This window comes from Pedococcus sp. P2_F6 (genome assembly GCF_056403675.1).
The window spans coordinates 310,284-331,908 of sequence record NZ_JBFUEZ010000002.1; the positions used below are offsets into that span (position 1 = coordinate 310,284).

Annotated in this window: 20 protein-coding genes; 2 read left to right on the forward strand and 18 right to left on the reverse strand. The window is 70.6% G+C overall.

Annotated features, from left to right (window positions below):
* Nucleotides 1-7: 7 nt before the first annotated feature.
* From nuoK to AC1DWP_RS06930, 13 genes are all read right to left on the reverse strand, one after another.
* Entirely contained in the window at nt 8-307 is a 300-nt protein-coding gene (nuoK, locus tag AC1DWP_RS06870) for an NADH-quinone oxidoreductase subunit NuoK (RefSeq protein WP_140741957.1), read from the reverse strand.
* Complete coding sequence (locus AC1DWP_RS06875; protein WP_477613711.1) at nt 304-1,074, reverse strand: NADH-quinone oxidoreductase subunit J; 771 nt, start codon at nt 1,072-1,074, stop codon at nt 304-306. Before AC1DWP_RS06875 ends, nuoK begins: the two co-directional genes overlap by 4 nt.
* Nucleotides 1,071-1,679: an NADH-quinone oxidoreductase subunit NuoI gene (gene nuoI, locus AC1DWP_RS06880; protein ID WP_477613712.1), complete on the reverse strand. Its 609-nt coding sequence runs from the start codon at nt 1,677-1,679 to the stop codon at nt 1,071-1,073. Before nuoI ends, AC1DWP_RS06875 begins: the two co-directional genes overlap by 4 nt.
* Nucleotides 1,672-3,039, reverse strand: a complete 1,368-nt coding sequence (nuoH, locus tag AC1DWP_RS06885) for an NADH-quinone oxidoreductase subunit NuoH (protein WP_477613911.1) — start codon at nt 3,037-3,039, stop codon at nt 1,672-1,674. Before nuoH ends, nuoI begins: the two co-directional genes overlap by 8 nt.
* 35 nt (nt 3,040-3,074) lie before the next feature.
* The gene (locus AC1DWP_RS06890) at nt 3,075-5,570 is read right to left on the reverse strand and encodes an NADH-quinone oxidoreductase subunit G (protein ID WP_477613713.1); all 2,496 of its coding nucleotides are present in this window, start codon (nt 5,568-5,570) and stop codon (nt 3,075-3,077) included.
* Nucleotides 5,567-6,880, reverse strand: coding sequence for an NADH-quinone oxidoreductase subunit NuoF (gene nuoF, locus AC1DWP_RS06895; RefSeq protein ID WP_477613714.1), 1,314 nt, complete (start codon nt 6,878-6,880; stop codon nt 5,567-5,569). Before nuoF ends, AC1DWP_RS06890 begins: the two co-directional genes overlap by 4 nt.
* On the reverse strand, nt 6,877-7,776 hold the full coding sequence (gene nuoE / locus AC1DWP_RS06900; RefSeq protein ID WP_477613715.1) for an NADH-quinone oxidoreductase subunit NuoE: 900 nt from the start codon (nt 7,774-7,776) through the stop codon (nt 6,877-6,879). The genes nuoF and nuoE overlap by 4 nt, the downstream gene beginning before the upstream one ends.
* Nucleotides 7,776-9,137, reverse strand: a complete 1,362-nt coding sequence (locus AC1DWP_RS06905; RefSeq protein ID WP_477613716.1) for an NADH-quinone oxidoreductase subunit D — start codon at nt 9,135-9,137, stop codon at nt 7,776-7,778. The genes nuoE and AC1DWP_RS06905 overlap by 1 nt, the downstream gene beginning before the upstream one ends.
* Nucleotides 9,137-9,937, reverse strand: coding sequence for an NADH-quinone oxidoreductase subunit C (locus tag AC1DWP_RS06910; RefSeq protein ID WP_477613717.1), 801 nt, complete (start codon nt 9,935-9,937; stop codon nt 9,137-9,139). The genes AC1DWP_RS06905 and AC1DWP_RS06910 overlap by 1 nt, the downstream gene beginning before the upstream one ends.
* A complete protein-coding gene (locus AC1DWP_RS06915) occupies nt 9,934-10,563 on the reverse strand; it encodes a NuoB/complex I 20 kDa subunit family protein (protein WP_477613718.1) in 630 nt (209 codons plus the stop codon). The genes AC1DWP_RS06910 and AC1DWP_RS06915 overlap by 4 nt, the downstream gene beginning before the upstream one ends.
* A 20-nt stretch (nt 10,564-10,583) precedes the next feature.
* Nucleotides 10,584-10,946 (reverse strand): NADH-quinone oxidoreductase subunit A, encoded by a 363-nt coding sequence (locus tag AC1DWP_RS06920; RefSeq protein WP_477613719.1) that lies wholly within the window; start codon nt 10,944-10,946, stop codon nt 10,584-10,586.
* A 133-nt stretch (nt 10,947-11,079) separates the two neighbouring features.
* Nucleotides 11,080-12,414, reverse strand: a complete 1,335-nt coding sequence (locus AC1DWP_RS06925; RefSeq protein ID WP_477613720.1) for a geranylgeranyl reductase family protein — start codon at nt 12,412-12,414, stop codon at nt 11,080-11,082.
* 103 nt (nt 12,415-12,517) lie between these two features.
* Nucleotides 12,518-13,213 carry a demethylmenaquinone methyltransferase gene (locus AC1DWP_RS06930; RefSeq protein WP_477613721.1) on the reverse strand — a complete coding sequence of 232 codons (696 nt, stop codon included), beginning with the start codon at nt 13,211-13,213 and terminating at the stop codon, nt 12,518-12,520.
* A gap of 120 nt (nt 13,214-13,333) precedes the next feature.
* Here AC1DWP_RS06930 and AC1DWP_RS06935 point away from each other — a divergent pair, with 120 nt between their 5' ends.
* Both AC1DWP_RS06935 and AC1DWP_RS06940 read left to right on the forward strand, forming a co-directional pair.
* On the forward strand, nt 13,334-14,626 hold the full coding sequence (locus AC1DWP_RS06935; protein ID WP_477613722.1) for an isochorismate synthase: 1,293 nt from the start codon (nt 13,334-13,336) through the stop codon (nt 14,624-14,626).
* 2 nt (nt 14,627-14,628) lie between these two features.
* Nucleotides 14,629-15,279, forward strand: a complete 651-nt coding sequence (locus tag AC1DWP_RS06940; RefSeq protein WP_477613723.1) for an HAD family hydrolase — start codon at nt 14,629-14,631, stop codon at nt 15,277-15,279.
* Nucleotides 15,280-15,497: 218 nt separating this feature from the next.
* Here the strand turns inward: AC1DWP_RS06940 and menD are convergent, their stop codons facing one another.
* The 5 genes from menD to AC1DWP_RS06965 all read right to left on the reverse strand — a co-directional run bounded on the left by menD (nt 15,498) and on the right by AC1DWP_RS06965 (nt 21,611).
* On the reverse strand, nt 15,498-17,324 hold the full coding sequence (gene menD, locus AC1DWP_RS06945; RefSeq protein WP_477613724.1) for a 2-succinyl-5-enolpyruvyl-6-hydroxy-3-cyclohexene-1-carboxylic-acid synthase: 1,827 nt from the start codon (nt 17,322-17,324) through the stop codon (nt 15,498-15,500).
* A gap of 40 nt (nt 17,325-17,364) precedes the next feature.
* Entirely contained in the window at nt 17,365-18,957 is a 1,593-nt protein-coding gene (locus AC1DWP_RS06950; protein ID WP_477613725.1) for a PGAP1-like alpha/beta domain-containing protein, read from the reverse strand.
* A complete protein-coding gene (locus AC1DWP_RS06955) occupies nt 18,954-19,283 on the reverse strand; it encodes a hypothetical protein (RefSeq protein ID WP_477613726.1) in 330 nt (109 codons plus the stop codon). Before AC1DWP_RS06955 ends, AC1DWP_RS06950 begins: the two co-directional genes overlap by 4 nt.
* Nucleotides 19,284-19,374: 91 nt before the next feature.
* Nucleotides 19,375-20,892: a M20/M25/M40 family metallo-hydrolase gene (locus tag AC1DWP_RS06960; RefSeq protein WP_477613727.1), complete on the reverse strand. Its 1,518-nt coding sequence runs from the start codon at nt 20,890-20,892 to the stop codon at nt 19,375-19,377.
* Entirely contained in the window at nt 20,889-21,611 is a 723-nt protein-coding gene (locus AC1DWP_RS06965; protein ID WP_477613728.1) for an esterase family protein, read from the reverse strand. Before AC1DWP_RS06965 ends, AC1DWP_RS06960 begins: the two co-directional genes overlap by 4 nt.
* Between the last annotated feature and the right edge of the window lie 14 nt (nt 21,612-21,625).

The window sequence follows — 21,625 nt, forward strand, 5'->3', positions numbered from 1 at the left end:
GCTCCTTCTACAGCTTCAGCAGGTTGGCGTCGTCGACCGAGGCCGACCGGCGGGCACGGAAGATGGCCATGATGATGGCCAGGCCCACGACGACCTCGGCAGCGGCGACCACCATGACGAACAGGGCGATCACCTGGCCGTCGAGGTTGCCGCGCATCCGGGAGAACGTCACGAACATCAGGTTGGTCGAGTTGAGCATCAGCTCGACACCCATGAACACGATGATGGCGTTGCGCCGCATGAGGACTGCCGCACCACCGATCGCGAACAGTAGGGTCGCGAGGTAGATGTAGTTGACGAGGTTCATCGCTGCGAGCCCTCCTCGATCTCGTGCTCCGTGTCGTGTTCGAACTCGATGTGGCGTGCAGGCGCGACGTTCTGCTCACGGGCGGTGAGCACCCGCGACACGGACAGCTCGCTCGGCGACCCGTCGGGCAGCAGCGCCGGGGTGTCGACCGCGTTGCTGCGGGCGTAGACACCCGGAGCAGGAAGGCCTGCGACGTTGCGGTTCTCGAGGACGCGGCGCTCGGACCACGCGCGCTGGCTGGGCTTGGTGCCGATGCGCTCGCGGTGGGCCAGCACCATGGCGCCCAGGGCGGCCGTTATGAGCAGGGCCGACGTGATCTCGAACGTCCAGACGTACTTGCCGAAGATCAGGTCCGCGACGCCCGAGACGTTGCCCGTGCTGTCGTTGATGCCCGACAAGCCCTTCATCGGTCCGAACTCGGCCCGGCCGATGGCGGTGAAGAGCAGGCCGGCCAGTCCGAACGCGAGCAGGAGGCTCGCCCACTTCTGGCCCTTGAGGGTCTCGACGAGGGAGTCCGAGGAGTCGACGCCGACGAGCATCAGCACGAAGAGGAACAGCATCATGACCGCGCCGGTGTAGACGAAGATCTGGATGATGCCGAGGAACTCAGCCTCCTCCGCGATGTAGAAGATGCCGAGGTTGATCATCACCAGAGCCATGCCGAGCGCGGCGTGGACGGCCTTCTTGGCAAAGATCAGGCCGAGTGCGCCGAGCACGCTGATCGGCGCGAGGACCCAGAACATGATCTGCTCACCGAGGCTGGTCATGCGGACTCACCACCCTCGGCGGCGTGTGCTGCCGCCCACTCCTCCTGGTCGGGCGTGGCGCGGGCCACCTTGCCCAGGTAGTAGTCGCGCTCCTCGAGGCCCTCGACCATCGGGTGCGGAGCCGGGAGCATGCCCTCGGAGAGCGGCGCGAGCAGCTGCTCCTTGGTGAAGATGAGGTCGGCACGGTTGTTGTCGGCCAGCTCGTAGAAGTTGGTCATCGTCAGCGCCCGGGTCGGGCAGGCCTCGATGCACAGCCCGCAGAAGATGCAGCGCAGGTAGTTGATCTGGTAGACGCGGCCGTAACGCTCACCGGGGGAGAACCGGCCGGAGCCGCCTTCGGAGTCGTCGTTCGAGGCGCCTTCGACGAGGATCGCGTCAGCCGGGCAGGCCCAGGCGCACAGCTCGCACCCGACGCACTTCTCGAGCCCGTCGGCGTGCCGGTTGAGCTGGTGACGTCCGTGGAACCGCGGCTGGGTCGGCCGCTTCTCCTCGGGGTACTCCTCGGTCTCCAGCTTGCGGAACATCGTGGCGAACGTGACGCCGAACCCGCCGACGGGAGCGAAGAGGTCCGCGAGGAACCCGGGCTTCTTCTGGTCGTCAGCCACGAGTGGCCTCCTCCTTGTCGGTGGCGCGCTCGCCGATCGCGAGCGACGGCTCCTTGAGCCGCTGCCCGGGCAGCGGGGGCACCGGGTAGCCGCCGGCGAAGGGGTCGATCTCCTCCGGCGGGGGCATGTTGCGGATGGCGTCCTGTTCGATCTTGCGGTTGTCACGCAGCCAGGCGATGACCAGGACCGCCCCGGCGAGGATGACGACGAAGGCGATGCTGAGGACGGGGAACTCCCGGCCGCGGAAGGTGACGCTCGGCCCGTGGATGAAGCCGAGCTGGCTGGCCTTCATGAACGAAGCGACCACCACCCAGGTGAGCGTGACGGGGATGAGGAACTTCCAGCCGAACCGCATGAACTGGTCGTAGCGGACACGGGGCAGCGAGCCGCGCAGCCAGACGAAGAAGAACATGAAGAGCCAGAGCTTGATGACGAACCAGAGCAGGCCCCACCAGCCGTGGTTGAACATGCCGTCGTTGATGGCCGCGATGCCGGGAGGGGCCATCCAGCCACCGAGGAACATCGTCGTGGCCAGGGCCGAGACGGTGAACATGTTGACGTACTCACCGAGGAAGAACATGGCGAACTTCAGCGACGAGTACTCGGTGTGGAAGCCACCGGTCAGCTCGCCCTCGCCCTCGGCGAGGTCGAACGGCAGACGGTTGGTCTCGCCGACCATGGTGACGACGTAGACCAGGAAGCTGGGCACCAGCGGCAGGATGTACCAGAGGCTCTTCTGCGCGCCGACGATCTGCGAGGTCGACATCGACCCGCTGTAGAGGAACACCGCGACGAGGGACAGGCCCATGGCGATCTCGTAGGAGATGACCTGGGCGGTGGAGCGCAGCCCACCGAGCAGCGGGTAGGTCGAGCCCGAGGACCAGCCGGCCAGCACGATGCCGTAGACCCCGACACCGGCCACCGCGAGCACCAGCAGCACGGCAACGGGGATGTCGGTCAGCTGCAACGGAGTCCGGTGACCGAACATCGAGACGGTCGGCCCCATGGGGATGATCGCGAACGACACGAAGGCCATCGCACCCGCGATGGCGGGGGCCAGCGCGAAGACGACCTTGTCGGCGTTCTTGGGCGTGAGGTCCTCCTTGAGGGCCAGCTTCACGCCGTCGGCGAGGGTCTGCAGCAGGCCGAACGGCCCGGTGCGGTTGGGGCCCGGACGCTGCTGCATCCGGCCGATCACGCGGCGCTCGAACCAGATGACGACGAGGGTGTTGACCAGCAGGAAGACGAAGACGAGCAGCGCCTTCACCAGGTGCAGCCACCACGGGGTGTCGCTGAAGTCCGCGCTCGGGTTGTCGGCGAAGGGCGCCGAGGCCCCGAGCCCGACCGCGAGGTGCGGTATGCCGGCGACGGCGTCCGCGGCATACGTCAGGGTGCTCACTGGGCGCCTCCCTTCGTGAGGGTCACGACGTCACCGGCGACCGCCCCCAGGGCGGCACGGACGGTGGAGCCGTCGGAGTTGGTCGGCAGCCAGACGACGTGGTCGACCATGCCTGCGGTGACCGCGACCGGCGCCGACACCGAGCCGGCGGCGGTGGACACGGTGACCGTGTCGCCGTCGACGAGGTCGAAGGACTCGGCGGTCGCGGCGGACACGCGGGCGAACGCCTTGGCAGCCGTGCCTGCGAGGAACGGCTCGCCGTCCTGCAGCGAACCACGGTCGAGCAGGTGGTGCCAGGTCGCCAGCACGAGCTCGCCCGCCCCTGCACTCGGCAGGTCGCCGACCTGCACCGACGGGGCAGCGGCGCGCTCGCCCGTCGCCGGGCCGAGTGCCGTCATCTCGCGGCGGATCTCCCCGAGCGTGCGGGTGCCCAGGAAGGCACCCATCTCGGAGGCGAGCATGTCCAGGACGCGGAAGTCGGACTGGGCGGCGCTGTCCAGCGCAGCCTCGAAGGCCCGCGGACGTCCCTCCCAGTCGACGAACGTCCCGCCCTTCTCCGCGTGCGGAGCGACCGGGAGCACGACGTCGGCCACGGCGGTCACCGACGAGGGCCGGAAGTCGAGCGAGACCACGAAGGTCTTGGCGAGGGCTTCCTCGGTGTGCGGGCTGGCCAGGTCGGCTGCATCCACGCCACCGACGACCAAGGCGTTGACCGAGCCGGTCGTGGCGGCTCGGAGGATGCCGGCACCGTCGCGGCCGGGCACGTCCGGGAGGCCGACGACGTCCCACAGTTCGGCGACCCGCTCACGAGCGGCTGCGTCGGCGACCAGGCGGCCGCCGGGCAGCATGGTCGGCAACGCGCCGGCCTCGAGCGCGCCGCGCTCACCGGCCCGACGCGGCACCCAGGCCAGGCGGACGTTGTCCGACGTGGCCAGCGCGGCTGCCGCTGACAGTGCGCCGGGGACGGTGGCGAGGCGCTCGCCCACGATCACGATGGCGCCCGGCTGCTCGAGGGCCTGGGCCGCGCGTGCGGCTGCCCCGTCACCGGTGACCCCGTCGGCCAGGGCACGCAGCACCTCGGCCTCGGTGCCCGGTGCGGCCGGGATGAGGGTGCCGTTCAGCTTGGTGAGGCCGCGCGTCTCGAAGGGCGCCACGGCATACACGGCCGTCTTGGTGCGGCGCACTGCCTTGCGCAGCCGCAGGAAGACGATCGGGCTCTCCTCCTCGGGCTCGAAGCCGACCAGGACGACGGTCTTGGCGGCCTCGAGGTCGGCGTAGGTGACCGCGTCGCCATCCGGACCGGTGGCGACCACCGTGGACGCGAGGAAGTCGGCCTCCTCCGCCGAGTGCGGGCGGGCGCGGAAGTCGATGTCGTTGGTCGCGAGCACGGCCCGGGCGAACTTGCCGTAGGCGTAGGCGTCCTCGACGGACACGCGTCCACCGGTCAGCACCCCGACACCCTTGGAGGCGCGCAGTCCTGCGGCAGCGGCGGCCAGCGCCTCGGGCCACGAGGCGACCTGGAGCTCGCCGTCCTGGTCACGCACCATCGGGTAGTCGAACCGATCGCCGGTGCTGGCGTACTGGAAGGCCCAGCGACCCTTGTCGCAGTTCCACTCCTCGTTGACAGCCACGTCGTTGATGGCCATCCGCCGCAGCACCGCGCCGCGGCGGTGGTCGGTGCGGATCGAGCAGCCGGACGCGCAGTGCTCACAGACGCTCTTGGTCGACATCAGGTCGAACGGGCGGCTGCGGAAGCGGTAGGCAGCACCGGTCAGCGCGCCCACGGGGCAGATCTGGACGGTGTTGCCCGAGAAGTAGGACTCGAACGGCTGCTCCTGGTAGATGCCGACCTGCTGGAGGGCACCGCGTTCGACCAGGGCGATGAACGGGTCACCCGCGATCTGGTCGGAGAAGCGGGTGCAGCGGGCGCACAGGACACAGCGTTCGCGGTCGAGCAGCACCTGCGAGGAGATGTTGATCGGCTTGGGATAGGTGCGCTTGACGTCCTCGAAACGGGACTTCGCGCGACCGTTGCTCATGGCCTGGTTCTGCAGGGGACACTCGCCACCCTTGTCGCAGACCGGGCAGTCGAGCGGGTGGTTGATGAGCAGCAGCTCCATCACGCCCTGCTGCGCCTTGTCGGCGACCGGGGAGGTCATCTGGGTCTTGACCTCCATGCCCTCGGTGGCCGTGATGGTGCAGGAGGCCTGCGGCTTGGGCATCGGTCGCAGGGTGCCGTCCGGGCCGGGGGTGGCGATGTCGACGAGGCACTGGCGGCAGGCGCCGACCGGCTCGAGGAGCGGGTGGTCGCAGAACCGCGGGATCTCGACGCCGACCTCCTCGGCGGCCCGGATCACCAGCGTGTTCTTGGGGACCGACACCGAGACACCGTCGATGGTGAGGGTCACCAGGTCGGCGGCCGGGGGTGCCGAGGCGTTGCCCCCGGTGCTGACGGCGTTGCCGCCGGCGCTGGGGCTCGTGGTCACGCTCATGCGGACACCGCATCCTTTGCGAACAGGGTGGAGTCTCGTGGGTCGAACGGGCAGCCGCCGTGCGTCAGGTGGGCGAGGTACTCCTCGCGGAAGTACTGGATGCTGCTGGTGATCGGGCTGGTCGCGCCGTCACCCAGGGCGCAGAAGCTGCGGCCGAGGATGTTGTCACAGATGTCGAGCAGCTTCTCGAGGTCCTCCTCGGACCCCTGTCCGTGCTCGAGCCGGCCGAGGATCTGCTTGAGCCACCAGGTGCCCTCACGGCACGGGGTGCACTTGCCACAGGACTCGTGCTTGTAGAAGTCGGTCCAGCGGTCGACCGCCCGGACCACGCAGGTCGTCTCGTCGAAGATCTGCAGGGCCCTGGTGCCGAGCATCGAGCCGGCGGCGGCCACTGACTCGAAGTCGAGCGGGGTGTCGAGGTGCTCGTCGGTGAACAACGGCGTGGACGAACCACCCGGCGTCCAGAACTTGAGCTTCTTGTTGGGGTCGCGCATGCCACCGGCCAGGTCGAGCAGCTCGCGCAGCGTGATGCCGAGCGGTGCTTCGTACTGGCCGGGACGCTTGACGTGGCCGGAGAGGCTGAAGATGCCGAAGCCCTGCGACTTCTCCGTGCCCATGCCCGAGAACCAGTCCGCGCCATGGAGCAGGATCGGCGGCACCGAGGCGATCGACTCGACGTTGTTGACCACGGTCGGGCGGGCGTAGAGACCCGCCACGGCCGGGAACGGCGGCTTGAGGCGCGGTTGGCCGCGACGCCCCTCGAGGCTGTCGAGCAGCGCAGTCTCCTCGCCACAGATGTAGGCACCGGCACCGGCGTGCACGGTCACGTCGAGGTCGAACCCCGAACCCTGGATGTTCTTGCCGAGGTAGCCCGCGGCATACGCCTCCTCCACCGCGCGCAGCAGGCGGCGGTAGACGTGCACGACCTCGCCGCGCAGGTAGATGAAGGCGTGGTTGCAGCCGATCGCGAACGACGTGATCGCCACACCCTCGATGAGGAACTGCGGCGCCGCCATCATCAGCGGGATGTCCTTGCAGGTGCCCGGCTCGGACTCGTCGGCGTTGACCACGAGGTAGCGGGGGCCGCCGTCCGGCGGGGGCAGGAAGCCCCACTTCATGCCGGTCGGGAAGCCTGCGCCACCACGGCCGCGCAGCCCGGAGTCCTTGGTCATCTGGACGAGGTCGGCGGGCTTCATGCCCAGCGCCTTCTTCAGCGCCTGGTAGCCCTCGTTGCGCTCGTAGGTCTCCAGCGTCCACGACTGGGGGTCGTCCCAGAACTTCGTGAGGATCGGGGTCAGCGTGGTGCTCATGCCTCGTCCTTTCCATCTGCCTTGGTGGTCTCGTCGAAGAGGGTGGCCGGCTTGTCGTCGACCACCTCGTCGGGCTCGTTGGCCGTCGAGTCGGTGGAGGTATGCCGTCCCGGCGCCACCTCGTCGGACGTCGCCTCGGGGGCGTGCTCCTCCTTGGGCGTCTCGCCGGCCTCGCCGGCGTCGCCGTCCGGCGCGGTCCAGCCGCGCTCGTTGGCGATCCTCAGGCCCTCCAGCGATGCGGGGCCGGCGCCCACGCCCTCATCCGCGAGGCCGTCGTGGAAACCGGCGAGGACGCGCGAGACCTGCTTGAAGGAACACACCTTGTCGGGGCCGCGGCTGGGCTTGACGTCCTTGCCGGAGCGCAGGTCGTCCACCAGCTGCTTGGTCGACTCGGGAGTCTGGTTGTCGAAGAACTCCCAGTTGGCCATCACCACCGGGGCGAAGTCGCAGGCCGCGTTGCACTCGACCCGCTCGAGGGTGACCTTGCCGTCCGGCGTCGTCTCGTCATGACCGATGCCGAGGTGCTCGGAGACCTCGTCCCAGATCTGGTCGCCGCCCATGATCGCGCAGAGGGTGTTGGTGCAGATGCCGACGGTGTACTCGCCGTTGGGGTGCCGCTTGTACTGCGTGTAGAACGTCGCGACACCCGAGACCTCGGCGGTGCTCAGGTCGAGGACCTCGGCGCAGAAGTCGATGCCCCGACCCGTGACGTAGCCGTCGACCGACTGCACGAGGTGCAGCAGCGGCAGCAGCGCCGAACGCTTCTGCGGGTACTTCGCGACGACCAGCGCAGCGTCCTCGTGGAGACCGGCCAGCACGTCGGCGGCATACGGCTCCTTGGACTCTGGAGCGACGGTCAGGTGCCCTGCCGCCGTCTGGATCCCGTAGTGCTCCATCAGCGGTCCACGCCTCCCATGACGGGGTCGATCGAGGCGACGGCGACGATGACGTCGGCGATCTGGCTGCCTTCGCACATCACGGCCGTGGCCTGAAGGTTGTTGAACGACGGGTCGCGGAAGTGCGCACGGTAGGGGCGCGTGCCGCCGTCGGACACCACGTGGCAGCCGAGCTCGCCCTTGGGGCTCTCCACCGCGGCATACGCCTGGCCCGGGGGGACCCGGAAGCCCTCGGTCACCAGCTTGAAGTGGTGGATGAGGGACTCCATCGAGGTGCCCATGATCTCGCGGATGTGGTCGAGGCTGTTGCCCATGCCGTCGCCGCCGATGGCCAGCTGTGCGGGCCAGGCGATCTTCTTGTCCTCGACCATGACCGGGCCGGCCTCGGACTGGAGCCGGTCGATGCACTGCTCGGCGATCTTGAGGGACTCGTACATCTCGTCGATGCGGATCCGCAGCCGGGCGTAGGCGTCGGACTCCGTGCGCGTGATGACCTCGAAGTCGTAGGTCTCGTAGCCGCAGTAGGGGTCCAGCTTGCGCAGGTCGTGGGGCAGACCGGTCGAGCGCAGCATCGGGCCGGTGATGCCCAGCGCCATGCAGCCCGAGAGGTCGAGGTAGCCGACGTCGACGGTGCGGCCCTTGAGGATGGGGTTCTCGTTGAGCAGGAGCTCGAGCTCGCCAAGTCCCTTGCGCACCAACGGAATCGTGTCGCGCACCTTGTCGATGGCGCCAGGCGGCAGGTCCTGGGCGACACCGCCGGGACGGATGAACGCGTTGTTCATGCGCAGGCCGGTGACCATCTCGAAGATCGACAGGATCCGCTCGCGCTCGCGGAACCCGACCGTCATGACGGTGGTGGCACCCATCTCCATGCCACCGGTCGCCAGGGCGACGAGGTGGGAGGTGATCCGGTTGAGCTCCATCATGAGGACCCGGATGACGCTGGCGCGCTCGGGGATCTGGTCGGTGATGCCGAGCAGCTTCTCGACCCCGAGGCAGAACACGGCCTCGTTGAAGAACGGCGTGAGGTAGTCCATGCGGGTGCAGAACGTCACGCCCTGGGTCCAGGTGCGGAACTCCATGTTCTTCTCGATGCCGGTGTGCAGGTAGCCGATCCCCGCGCGGGTCTCGGTCACCGTCTCGCCGTCGAGCTCGAGGATGAGGCGGAGCACGCCGTGCGTCGACGGGTGCTGCGGCCCCATGTTGACGACGATCCGCTCCTCGTGGAGGGCAGCGGCCTCGTCGACCAGCTGGTCCCAGTCGCCACCGGTGGCGTTGAAGACGTGCGCACCCGCTGAGGCCGCCGCGTCGGCGCCCGAGGTCGCGTAGATGTCCTTGTCCTTGAGTGAGTTGGCAGTCATCAGCTGTAAGACCTCCGCTGGTCCGGCGGGGGGACGGTGGCGCCCTTGTACTCGACGGGGATACCGCCGAGGGGGTAGTCCTTCCGCTGCGGGTGGCCCGGCCAGTCGTCGGGCATGAGGATGCGGGTGAGTGACGGGTGACCGTCGAACTCGATGCCGAACATGTCCCAGGTCTCGCGCTCGTGCCAGTCGTTCGCCGGGTAGATCTCGACGATCGACGGGATGTGCGGGTCGTCGTCGGGTGCGGTGACCTCGACGCGGACCCGGCGACCGCCGTGGGTGATGGACAGGAAGTGGTAGACGGCGTGCAGCTCGCGGCCGGACTCGCTCGGGTAGTGCACGCCGGAGACGCCCGTGCACATCTCGAAGCGCAGCGACGGGTCGTCGCGCAGGGAGCGGGCGACGGCCGGCAGGTGCTCGCGTCGGATGAAGAGGGTCATCTCGCCGCGGTCGACGACGACCCGCTCGACGGCCTCGGCATAGGAGGCGGTGCCGCCGTTCAGGCCACGCTCGAGCTGGTCGGCGATGGTGTCGAAGTAGCTGCCGTAGGGACGGACCGCCGCACCGGGAAACCGGATCGGGCTGACCATGCCGCCGTAGCCGGTGGTGTCACCGGTGTCGGTCGCGCCGAACATGCCGCGGCGCTCGCCGACGACGACGGGATCGGGAGTGGTACCGGGGGCCGCAGGCAGGCGCTCGTCGTCCGCGCGGTCGACGACCTCGCCGGGCTGGACGCCGATCGTGGCCGCAGCCGCTTCGGGGGCCGGCTGGTCGGGAGCGTCCTTCTTCTCTTCGCTCATGCGACACCGCCCTGCGTCACGTCGGTCCCGTGCAGGTGGCCGTGCGCGTGGGTGTGGCCGCTGCCGGCGCCCTGGGCGAGCAGGCCGGTCATCTGGTGGGTCGGCGTCGCGGACAGCGCAGCCGCCTCAGCAGCACGCGCCGCGGCCACGCGGTTGACGCCGAGCTTGGAGCCCTGGATCTGCTCGTGCAGCGTGATGATCGCGTTGAGCAGCATCTCGGGGCGGGGAGGACAGCCGGGCAGGTAGACGTCGACGGGGATGATGTGGTCGACGCCCTGCACGATCGCGTAGTTGTTGAACATGCCGCCGGAGCTCGCGCAGACGCCCATCGAGATGACCCACTTGGGCTCGGGCATCTGGTCGTAGACCTGGCGGACCACGGGTGCCATCTTCTGGCTCACGCGACCGGCGACGATCATCAGGTCGGCCTGGCGCGGCGTCGCGGAGAACCGCTCCATCCCGAACCGGGCGATGTCGTAGTCGGGCGTGCCGACGGCCATCATCTCGATGGCGCAGCAGGCGAGGCCGAACGTGGCCGGCCAGACCGAGCTCTTGCGCATGTAGCCGGCGACCTGCTCGACAGTGGTCAGCAGGAAGCCGGCGGGCAGCTTCTCTTCGATTCCCATTGGTTGGTCCTAGTCCCTCGTCAGTCCCACTCGAGGCCGCCGCGGCGCCACACGTACGCGTAGGCCACGAACACGGTCAGGATGAACAGCACCATCTCCACGAGCGCGAACAGGCCGAGCTGGTTGAAGGCCACCGCGAACGGGTAGAGGAACACCGACTCGATGTCGAAGATGATGAAGAGCATTGCGGTCAGGTAGTACTTGATCGGCACGCGTCCACCGCCGACGGCGTGGGGGGTCGGCTCGATGCCGCACTCGTAGGCGTCCAGCTTGGCGCGGTTGTAGCGCTTGGGGCCCGAGACGGCCGCGGCGCCGACCGAGAAGACGGCGAAGCCGCCACCGATGGCCAACAGGAAAAGCAACGGGACGTAGGGGTTGCTCATCGCCGTGCCACTCCCTTTCTGTGGTTGCTACTGCCGTGGGTGCTGCCGTCGTCGTCCCTGCCGACTGTGGCACCGGTCACATCCTTGCGGTGCGGCCCAATCCTAGGGGCGCCGCCAGAGAATGCACGCCGGGTCATGCGTCCGGCGCCATCTTGGACAGGGCGGTGATCAGGCGGTCGCTCGCGTCGCCGCCGTGCGGCTCGGCGAGGTTGGCCATCACCTTCAGGAGGAACTTCATCAAGGTGGTGCGGGGCAGCCCGTACTTGGTGGCCAGACGCATGATCTCGGGGTTGCCGATCATCTTCGCGAAGTAGCGGCCGAGCGTGTAGTAGCCGCCCAGCGCGTCAGCCATGACCTTGGGGTAGGACTGGAGGACGCGCTCGCGCTGGGCGTCGGTGCCGCGCGCGAACGCCTGCGCGATCACCTCGGCGGCCAGGCGCCCGGACTCCATCGCGTAGGCGATGCCCTCGCCGTTGAACGGGTTGACCATGCCGCCCGCGTCACCGACGAGCAGCAGCCCGTTGTCGTAGTGCGGCTGCCGGTTGAAGCCCATGGGCAGCGCCGCGCCACGGATCGGGCCGACCATCGTCTCGTCGTTGTAGGTCCAGTCCTCGGGCATTGTCGCGACCCAGCGACGCATGACGTCCTTGTAGTCGGTCTTGCCGAAGGCGCTGGAGGTGTTGAGGATCCCGAGGCCGACGTTGGAGGTCCCGTCGCCGACGCCGAAGATCCAGCCGTACCCGGGCAGCAGCACCTTCTTGCCGTTGTCGTCGGTGGACCACAGCTCGAGCCAGGACTCGAGGTAGTCGTCGTCGTGGCGGGGGCTCGTGTAGTAGGTGCGTACGGCCACGCCCATCGGACGGTCCTCGCGCTTCTCGCGGCCCATCGACAGGGACAACCTCGAGGAGTTGCCATCCGCAGCGACGACCAGCGGCGCGGCATACCGGAGCTCGGGGCCGGTCGACCGGCCCTTCTCGTCGACCGCCTTGGCGGTCACGCCCACGATCGCGCCCTTGGAGTCGAGAATGGGACCGGTCACGTTCGTGGACTCGCGCAGCCGCGCGCCGTGCTTCACCGCGTGCTTGGCGAGGATGTCGTCGAAGTCCTGCCGCGTGCGGACCAGGCCGTAGGGCGGGAAGCTCGCGAGGTCGGGCCAGGGCAGGGACAGCCGCATGCCGCCGCCGATGATCCGCAGGCCGTGGTTCTTGATCCAGCCGTCGTCCTCGGGCGTGGGGATGCCGAGGGTGATGAGCTCCTTGACCGCGCGGGGGGTGAGCCCGTCGCCACACACCTTCTCGCGGGGGAAGCTCGTCTTCTCGAGGACGAGGACGTCGAGCCCCGCCATGGCGAGGTATGCCGCGGTGGCCGACCCCGCAGGACCGGCACCGACGACGATGACGTCGGCCGTCTCCGTGGGAGCCCCGCTCGCAGAGATGCCTCCGGCGGCCTCGCTGATGGTGTCTGTCACGCCTGCCTCACCCGCTTGTGAACGTCTTCACGAACTTCAACTGCGGAGTCTATTCCCGACCCGCCGTCCGGTCACCAGTAAGGCGACCCTTACCCCTCGCCCGTCACGCCGGCTTCGTCGCTCGGTGCAGCGCGACGATGCCGCCCGTCAGGTTGCGCCAGCCGACCTCGCTCCAACCGGCCGCGGCGATGCGCTCCCCCAGCTCGCGCTGCGCGGGCCAGGCCTGGATCGACTCGGCCAGGTAGACGTAGGACTCGGGGTTGCTGCTGACCTTGCGCGCGATGGGGGGCAGCGACCGCATGAGGTACTCGCTGTATACCTTGCGGAACGCGCCGTTGACCGGCTGGCTGAACTCGCAGACCACGAGCCTGCCACCGGGCCTGGTCACCCGCAGGAACTCCGCCAGCGCCCCCTCGACCCCTGAGACGTTGCGCAGGCCGAACGACATCGTCACCGCGTCGAAGCTGTTGCCCGCGAAGGGAAGCCGCATCGCGTCGGCCGCCGTGAAGCCCAGGTCCGGACGCCGCCGGTTGCCCACCCTCAGCATGCCGAGGGAGAAGTCGGCCGGCACGACGTTGACACCGTGGTCGGCGAACGGCTCGCTGCTCGTGCCCGTGCCCGCGGCGATGTCCAGCACGGTCTCGCCGGGCTGGGCGGCCACCGCCTTGAGGACTGCCCGTCGCCACAGCCGGTCCTGGCCCAGGGAGAGGACGTCGTTGGTGAGGTCGTACTTGCCGGCCACGTCGTCGAACATCGCGGCGACGTCGCGGGGATCCTTGTCGAGGCTGGCGCGGGTCATGGTCGCCATCCTCCCATCCGGCCCGGCGCCCTCTCCCCGCGGCTGCTGTCGCCCATCGCGCGCGGGCTCACGCCCACCTCCCGCCGGGTGGAGGTGGGTGCGCCGTAGGCTTTCCCCGACATGACCAGCCTTCCCACGCCCCAGCCTGCGAGCCGACCCCACGGCTCGCCCGTGGTCGCCCGAACCGTGGCACTGCACGACCCCGGCATGCTGCTCTCCCTCCTGCCCGACCGCGTCGACCCGACCGAGCTGTTCAGCTGGGTGCGCCGCGGTGAGGGTCTGGTCGGGTGGGGTCGCGCGCTGGAGTTCACCGCTGTCGGTCCCGACCGGTTCGAGCGGGCCGAGGCGTGGTGGCGCGACGTCGTCGACGGCGCGGTCGTGCGCAACGACGTCGCCCTGCCCGGCACGGGACCGGTCGCCTTCGGGTCCATCTCGTATGCCGCGGGCTCACCGTCCGGCGCCACCCTCGTCGTCCCCGAGGTCGTCGTCGGTGCGCGGGACGGTCGATGGTGGGTGACCACCATCGGGACCGGCGACGAGCTGCCCACGCCCGTCATACCCCAGCAGTCACAGCCTCGTGAGCCGTCCGGGGTGGCGTTCGCGGACGGTGCGCTGCCTCCGGCGCAGTGGGCCGGCGCCGTGGAGCGCGCGGTCGAGCGCATCACCGGCGGCAGCCTCGACAAGGTGGTCCTGGCGCGTGACCTCAGGGTCAGCGCCGAGGCGCCGATCGACCCGCGCTGGCTGCTGACCCGGCTGGCCGAGCGCTACGACACGACCTGGGTCTTTGCCGTCGACGGGCTCGTGGGCGCGACGCCCGAGATGCTCGTTCGCCTCGAGAAGGGCCTGGTCACGTCGCGGGTCCTCGCCGGGACCATCCGCCGCACCGGTGACGACGAGCACGACCTCGCCCTGGCGGCGTCGCTGGCGCGCTCGAGCAAGGACCTCGAGGAGCACGAGTACGCCGTCCGGTCCGTCGCCGACGCCCTGCGCCCGCACTGCTCGTCGATGAACGTGCCCGAGGCGCCGTTCGTCCTCCACCTGTCGAACGTCATGCACCTGGCGACCGATGTCGCCGGTGTGCTCGCCGACCACGCAACGTCGCTGACCCTCGCCGCGTCGCTGCACCCGAGCGCCGCCGTCTGCGGCACGCCCTCGGCCGCTGCCGACGCGCTCATCAGCGAGCTCGAGGAGATGGACCGCGGACGCTATGCCGGTCCGGTCGGCTGGATGGACGCCACCGGCGACGGGGAATGGGGTATCGCCCTGCGGTGCGGTGCCTTCGAGCGCGAGGACGCCTCGGCCATGCGGCTGTTCGCCGGCTGCGGGATCGTCGCCGGTTCGGACCCGGAGTCCGAGGTCGCCGAGTCCGACGCCAAGCTCGTCCCGATGCGCGACGCCCTCACCGCCGAGTGACCATGTCCGACGACCTCGTGCCGCGACCTGCCGATGCCGTCGTCTTCGACCTGGGCAACGTCCTGATCTCCTGGGACCCGGTGCGTGCCGTCGAGGTAGCGGTCGGTGCCGAGAGGGCTCGCGCCTTCGTGGCGGACCATGACTTCGACTTCGCCGCCTGGAACCACGCCAACGACGCCGGGCGCGGGCTCGACGAGGCGGAGCAGGTCGCGCTGGCGTCACACCCGCACTACGCCGAGGAGATCGTCGCCTACCGCGCGCACTTCGGCGCCTCGCTCGTCGGCGAGATCGCAGGCAGCGTGCAGATCCTGCGCGAGCTGCACGCGGCCGAGGTGCCCCTGTTCGCGCTGACGAACTGGTCCGCCGACCTGTTCCCGGTGGCCCTGGACCGGTTCGACTTCCTCGAGCTGTTCGAGGACATCGTCGTGTCGGGCGAGGAGGGCGTGGCCAAGCCCGACCCCGAGATCTTCGAGGTCCTGGAGGAACGCGTCAGCCACCGCGTCGGCCTCGACGACTGCATCTTCATCGACGACAGCCTCGCCAACGTCGTCGCCGCGGCCGAGACCGGGATGGACGCGGTGCACTTCACGGGTCCCGACCACCTCCGCGAGGACCTCATCGCCCGCGGTATGCCGCTGCGCCGCCACCCCTGAGCGCCACGTGCCGCACGTGGCCCTGACCGTACCTGCGCCCCGTATCCTCACCGGATCTGACCACGATGATTCGTGATCCGACCACGGTGACTCGTGGCAGAAGTGGCACAGATCGCCCCTGATCCCCCTCGGCGGAGTCGATCCGCGCCACTCCTGTCGCGATTGGCCTTGGGCGGTCGGCTGAAGGAGCTGCGGTAGGCCCGAACCGCGCCGAGAGCTCAGGTCGCGATGGCGGCGGCGGCGCGCTCGCGCAGCCGGGCATGGAGGTCGCGGTGGCCGTCGCGGTCGACCCTCACCTCGAGGACGGTGAGACCAGACGGCCGTGCTCCGAGGGCCGTGACGAGCTCGTCACGGGTCGAGACCTGCTGGTGCCTGACGTGGTGCGCTGCGCACAGTGCGGCCAGGTCGGTGCCCGTCGGAGTGCCGAAGAGTCGCTCGAACTCGGCGGCCCGCGCCGGCTCGCCCGGCTCGAGGAGGGTGAAGATGCCGCCCCCGTCGTCGTTCGTGACGACCACGGTGAGGTCCGGTCGACGCTCCAGTGGTCCGACGAGCAACCCGTTGGCGTCGTGGAGGAACGTCAGGTCACCCATCAGGGCGTAGGTCGGCGTCCCGTCGGCCAGGGCCAGGCCGCTCGCGGTGGACACGCAGCCGTCGATGCCCGCGAGCCCGCGACTGGCCACCACACGCAGCGATCCGGACCGGGGGGCCGCGAGGTCGACGTCGCGAGCGGTGTTCGACGAGCCGAGGAAGAGGGTGGCGCCAGCCGGTAGACCCTCCATGACTGCGTTGGCCACGGCCGCGCCACTGGGCCAGGGCGACTTCTCGCCGGCCAGGGCGCTGGCCACACGCTTGCCCGCTGAGCGCCACGCGTCGCTCCACGCCTCGTCGCCGGCTTCGCCGTCGAGGTCGTCTAGGTCGTCAGTGGGAGCGACGAGCGCGACCGTCGCGACGGGCGCCTCGAACACCGAGACCGGGTGGACGACCTGGACATCGGGACGCGACATGATCCAGGCGTGGGCACCCACGGCCTCCACCCGGACGCCGGGTCGGCGCAGGAGAGCCGCGACCGGCCGCGACAGGGTCAGCCGTCCGACCGCGATCACGCGGTCCGGGGCGTGCTCGTCGAGCCATCGCGGGTCGGACAGGACCAGCGGGCCGTGCGGCAGCGCGTCGCCCCGCGGGTGGGTGCCGAACGGTTCGGCGAGGACCGGCCAGCCCCTGGCCGTCGCCCAACGGACGGCGCGGTCGAACTGGTCGGGCTCAGGGAGGTCGCCCACCACGACCAGGGTCCGTGCAGGCTGGCGCGCGACGTCGTACGCCGCGTCCGGCCCGGGCACCCCGGAGGACGGCGTGGCGGACGGCGTGGCGGTCGGCGTGGAGGTCGAGGGCGCAGTCGCCGTCGGAGTCGCTGTCGGCGTCGCCGCCATGAAGTCGTCGGCAGCTTCGGGCAGCACGCCATCCAGGGACTCCGGCCAAGGTCCCTCGTCGCCGGTCGGGACCAGCGGTTCGCGCAGCTGGACGTTGACGTGGACCGGTCCCGGCTCGCCGACGTCGGTGGCGCCGGTGGCATGCCGAACGGCGTCGGCAGCGATCCGCCGCCAGCGCGCGACCTCGCCTGGGGCGCGCCGCGGGGCGGCGGCGTCCACGGACCAGCGGACGGCCCCGGCGAAGATGCCCGGCTGCACGGTGGTCTGGTTGGCACCAGTGCCGCGCAGCTCGACCGGCCGGTCGGCCGAGAGAACGACAAGCGGGACGACCCCGTGGTGCGCCTCGAGGACGGCGGGGTGGAGGTTCGCGACCGCCGTGCCCGAGGTGGTCACGACGACCGCCGGCACCCGGGTGAGCTTGGCCAGTCCCAACGCCACGAAGCCTGCCGACCGCTCGTCGACGCGCACGTGCAGCTCGATCAGGCCGGCGCGCTCGGCCTCGCGCAAGGCATAGGCCAAGGGAGCCGAGCGGGAGCCCGGGCAGAGCACGGCGTGGCGGACCCCTTGTCGGACCAGCTCGTCCACCAGGACCGTCGCGAGCGCGGTGGACGGGTTCACGGGTCGGATTGTGCCACCCGCTGTCCGGCCGGACCGCGCCTCATGGCACGACCCGCTCGATCGCGTAGTCGCGGACGACCGGATCGCCATGCGCGTCACCGGCGAAGAAGCGTGCGCTGCCGGCCCGCCAGGTGGACACCGACGGATCGGTGGAGTCGTCGACGAGCGCTGCGGTGGCGGCATACAACCGGGCGTCGTGGGCCTCGCTCGCCCGGTCCAGCTCAGCCCGGTCCAGCTCAGCCCTGTCCAGCTGCGTCCGGTCGCGCTCTGCCGGCGCCGGGTCCGCCCGACCCGAGTCAGTGGCGCCCAGGTCGCGCGACACGGTGACCCACGTCGAGCGATCGGGGTTGGGCGCACCGTCAAGGCGAGGCACGGCGTCCTGCGAGTGTTCGAGGGAGAGGACGGCGATGTCGGCCGGCACGGGCATCCGTCCCACGGGTGCACCCATCGTCACGACGTGGGTCACCGGGTGGGCCTCGGTGAACCGTGGCGACGAGGCGAGCCCGGCCGCGGCGATCCCGCCGAGGCTGTGCCCGACGAGCATGACCGGTCCATCGCTCCGCTCGCGACCGCCCGTCCCGGTGGCCGTCGCCGCCGATGCGGCCTGCGCCTGCTCCAGTGCCCGGTGGACACCGTCGGCGAGAACCGTCGCGTCCTGGGCCATCGAACGGACGTCGGTCGTGACGTCGAACGGGTTGGCGCCGGCCGTGGGATCCCACACCTGGGTGCCACTGATCTCGACGATCCAGGCAGAGCCTTGGGGCTGCGGGACCTCGATCACCCGAACGTGCCCGGCGTAGTCCTCGCCGTCGCCCACGTTGCGTTGGTCCACCGCCAGGTCCCGGAGGGTGCGAGGGACGCGGGCTCCGGGGCGCGGCCGGGCTTCTGCGGTGACCCGCGCGCGACCACCGTCGGACAGCAACCCCCACAGGGCAGCTGAGTCCGCGAGCAGGCGCAGAGCCACCTCGTAGTCCAGGTCCGCCTCGTGGTCCTGCTCGGAACCGACACGCTCGGAACCGTCAGGCTCGGAACGGCCACCCGCGGGGCCGTCTGCCCCGGAGGCGAGCCCGTCAGCGCGCGGGCCCGCGGGCACGAAGGGGGCGGTCAGCGGGTTGGACCGAAGTCCCACCACGAGCCCCTCCGCTCCCCCGGCCAGATCCGCGATGGCCGGCTCGTCGAACACGGCCCGGTCCAGCAGACCCGCCACGTCGACGCCGAGCGCGTCGAGGGCAAGCACCCCGACGAGGAGCTGAGGGGCCAGCTCGCCCACGACCAGCATCACGGTGTCCTGGGCGAGCTCGACAGCCCTGGCCGCCTCCGCCTCTGCCCGACGGTAGGACGCGGAAGCAGCCATCACGGCGGAGGAGAGCGAGACCATCGACGCGACGTCGCCCAGGAGGCCGCGCGGCCCGACCGCCTCCGCGAGCGCCGCGTCGGCCCGCACCCCCGTGCTGGGGCTGAGCAGGGACCCTGCGACCAGGTCGGGATCTGCCGCTGCAGCGACGGCTCGACAGGCCACGAGAGCCACGTCCCCCGCCACGTCGGCGAGGGCAGCGGCAGCGGCGTCCAGCGAGTCCAACCCGACGGAGGTCCCCGCGGAACCACCGCGGACGTGGAGGAGGTCGCGGCTCATGCGCGGCCCGCGGCCCGCGTAGCAGCCTCACCGGCGGCGCGGGCAAAGTCGGCCCCGAGCGCTGCGACGCGGAGCACCTCCGCCCGGGCGGCTTCGACACCGTCGGCATGGGCCTGAACCCGTCCGGCCGCCTCGTCCAGATGCTGCGCCGAGCGTTGTAGCGCGTGCGTACGCTCGCCAACGCGCTCGCGGAACAGCGTCGCCGCCCTCGACCGCCAGGCGAGGTCGCGCGTGCGCCCCACCCTCACGGCGAGGTGACGAAGCCGGTCCGCGTCGGCGTGCAGCCGCGTCGCCATGGCCCTGATCTCGTGCGGGTTTCCGATCATGCGACCACGGTGCCGCGCGGACGAATCGTGCGCAGCGCGCTCTTCGAACCCTGTGGGCCGGTCGCCTTCGAGGTCGAGGCATGTGGACAAATCAGTCCGCAGCGGCCCCATCACTGAGCGGAGCCGGCCCCACCGCCTCCGCCACAGCCTCGCGCGGAGCCGGCCCCACAGCCTCGCGCTCAGGCTCGTCCCCAGGTTCGTCCCCAGGCTCGAGCAGCCCACCGAGGTCGGCGAGGAACAACGCCTGGGTGAGCGCGGTCCGCCGCAGCTCCTCGGGGTCGACGCTCTCGCCGGGCGAGTGGATCCGGGACTCCGGCTCCTCCACCCCGAGCAGCATGATCTCGGCGTCGGGAACGAGCTCGGCCAGGGCGGTCGCGAGCGGGATCGATCCACCTTGCCCGGTGGTGACCGCGTCGCGGCCGAACGCCGTCCGCATCGCCCGCCGCATGGCCGTGTATGCCGGTCCGTCGGTCCGCGCGCGGAACCCGTGCCCCAGCGAGACCGGCTTGATCTCCACCTGTGCCCCGAAGGGTGTGTGTGCCCGCAGGTGCGCGATGAGCAGCTGCTGGGCGGCAGCCGCATCGGTGTCGGCGGGCACCCGGAGGTTGACCACGGCCCGCGCCTCGCCCTGGGCTGCGGCCGTCACCTGCGAGATGGGAGGGCAGTCGATGGCCAGCACGGTGGCTGCCGGTCGCGCCCACAGGAGGTCGGCCACGGAGCCCGTGCCCGTCAACGGCTCGACACCGTCGAGGAGTCCTGCGTCGCCGCGAAACCTGTTGGTGTCAAAGGGCGCCCCGTCCCACAGTCCGTCGTGGTCGAGCCCGTCGATCGTCGTCTCGCCGCTCGCGTCGCGCAGGCTGGCCAGAGAGGTGAGCAGGGCCTGGAGGGCGTCTGGCGCGGCGCCGCCGAACATGCCGGAGTGCGCCGCGTGCCGCATCGTGCGCACCGTCATCAGGACGCTGCCGGTGCCGCGCAACGAGGTCGTGAGGGTCGGGAGGCCGGCCTCGACGTTGCCGGTGTCTGCGAGCAGCAGGGCATCGCACTGCACGAGCTCGGGGTGGGCCCGGGCGAGCCCCTCCATCCCCCCACTCGACTGCTCCTCGGACCCCTCGCAGACGACGGCCACCTCGACCGGCCACTCGCCGAGCACCTCGCGAAGGGCCCGCAGGGCCAGCACGCTGGCCATGAGATTGCCCTTGCAGTCGGCTGATCCCCTTCCATACCAACGCCCATCGAGCTCGGTGAGCTCCCACGGCGGGGTCTGCCAGGCGGCCGGGTCACCGACCGGAACGACGTCGTAGTGCGAGTACAGCAGCACTCGCGGAGAACCGGCGGGCCCGGCCGAGCGCCCGACCACGGCCAGCGACCCGTCCGGTGTCTCGTGCGCGCGTATGCCGTCCACGCCGGCTTCGGCGAAGAGGTCAGCGACCAGCGCGGCTGCGGCCCGGCACTCGCTCTCGGGCTCGATCGCCGGGTTCGCCACGGAACGCAACGCAACCAGGCGCGCGAGGTCCTCGCGGACCCGCGGCATACCTGCGTCGACGGCGGCCGCGAGCCTCGCGGCGAGGGAGGCGCCCACCGGAGCGCCAGCCGGAGACGCTTCGCTCACGGCACCAGGTCGTCGAGGTAGAGCGGGAGCATCTCCCACCAGGTCGGCCAGTCGTGGTCGTAGCGGTCGCCCCAGTCGTCGACTCGATTGGGAACTCCCTTGCGGCCCAACGCATCCCCGGCCGCCCAGGACTCTCCGACGTCCTCCCAGCGCCCACTACCCGAGGCGAGGACGACGTAGCGACGGCGCAGCATCTCCAGCGCCGGGCCCTCGAGCCCGGGGAGGAACTGCAGCGGCGACGCGAAGTACCAGTCCTGGGTGGTGTCGCCGCCGATGAACTTCTCCACCCGGAAGGTGCCGCTCATGCAGACGGCCGCGGCGAACAGGTGGGGGTAGCGGCAGATCATGGCGTAGGAGTTGAACGCGCCGATGGAGGCGCCGGCCACGACCACGGCCTGGGGGGAGCTGTCGGCGTGGATGGCGGGCACGACCTCCTCGGCGACGGCCTGGTGGTACTGGTTGAACAGCCACATCCGGTGCTCTGGCGACCCCTCGTTGCGCTGCAGCGCCTGACCGGCCGCACTGTCGCACGAGTAGACCTTGATCCGGCCGGCCTCGATCAGCGGGGCGAGCGTCCCGACCAGGTGGTGACGCTCCACCTCCTCGGCGTCTCCGCCGGCGGTCGGGAACAGCAGCACGGGCACGCCGTAGTGGCCCCAGCGGACCAGGGTGATGTCGCGCCCCATCCGCTCCGAATGCCAGCGTTCGGTGACCTTCATGCCGTCCTCCAGGG

What these genes read in the sequence shown, in the direction of transcription:
- nuoE (WP_477613715.1), bottom strand. Translation starts at nt 7,776, where the DNA reads ATGGAGCACTACGGGATCCAGACGGCGGCAGGGCACCTGACCGTCGCT.
- AC1DWP_RS06905 (WP_477613716.1), bottom strand. Translation starts at nt 9,137, where the DNA reads ATGACTGCCAACTCACTCAAGGACAAGGACATCTACGCGACCTCGGGC.
- AC1DWP_RS06890 (WP_477613713.1), bottom strand. Translation starts at nt 5,570, where the DNA reads ATGAGCGTGACCACGAGCCCCAGCGCCGGCGGCAACGCCGTCAGCACC.
- AC1DWP_RS06940 (WP_477613723.1), top strand. Translation starts at nt 14,629, where the DNA reads ATGTCCGACGACCTCGTGCCGCGACCTGCCGATGCCGTCGTCTTCGAC.
- nuoK (WP_140741957.1), bottom strand. Translation starts at nt 307, where the DNA reads ATGAACCTCGTCAACTACATCTACCTCGCGACCCTACTGTTCGCGATC.
- AC1DWP_RS06915 (WP_477613718.1), bottom strand. Translation starts at nt 10,563, where the DNA reads ATGGGAATCGAAGAGAAGCTGCCCGCCGGCTTCCTGCTGACCACTGTC.
- AC1DWP_RS06910 (WP_477613717.1), bottom strand. Translation starts at nt 9,937, where the DNA reads ATGAGCGAAGAGAAGAAGGACGCTCCCGACCAGCCGGCCCCCGAAGCG.
- nuoF (WP_477613714.1), bottom strand. Translation starts at nt 6,880, where the DNA reads ATGAGCACCACGCTGACCCCGATCCTCACGAAGTTCTGGGACGACCCC.
- AC1DWP_RS06950 (WP_477613725.1), bottom strand. Translation starts at nt 18,957, where the DNA reads ATGAGCCGCGACCTCCTCCACGTCCGCGGTGGTTCCGCGGGGACCTCC.
- AC1DWP_RS06965 (WP_477613728.1), bottom strand. Translation starts at nt 21,611, where the DNA reads ATGAAGGTCACCGAACGCTGGCATTCGGAGCGGATGGGGCGCGACATC.
- AC1DWP_RS06935 (WP_477613722.1), top strand. Translation starts at nt 13,334, where the DNA reads ATGACCAGCCTTCCCACGCCCCAGCCTGCGAGCCGACCCCACGGCTCG.
- AC1DWP_RS06875 (WP_477613711.1), bottom strand. Translation starts at nt 1,074, where the DNA reads ATGACCAGCCTCGGTGAGCAGATCATGTTCTGGGTCCTCGCGCCGATC.
- AC1DWP_RS06955 (WP_477613726.1), bottom strand. Translation starts at nt 19,283, where the DNA reads ATGATCGGAAACCCGCACGAGATCAGGGCCATGGCGACGCGGCTGCAC.
- AC1DWP_RS06920 (WP_477613719.1), bottom strand. Translation starts at nt 10,946, where the DNA reads ATGAGCAACCCCTACGTCCCGTTGCTTTTCCTGTTGGCCATCGGTGGC.
- AC1DWP_RS06930 (WP_477613721.1), bottom strand. Translation starts at nt 13,213, where the DNA reads ATGACCCGCGCCAGCCTCGACAAGGATCCCCGCGACGTCGCCGCGATG.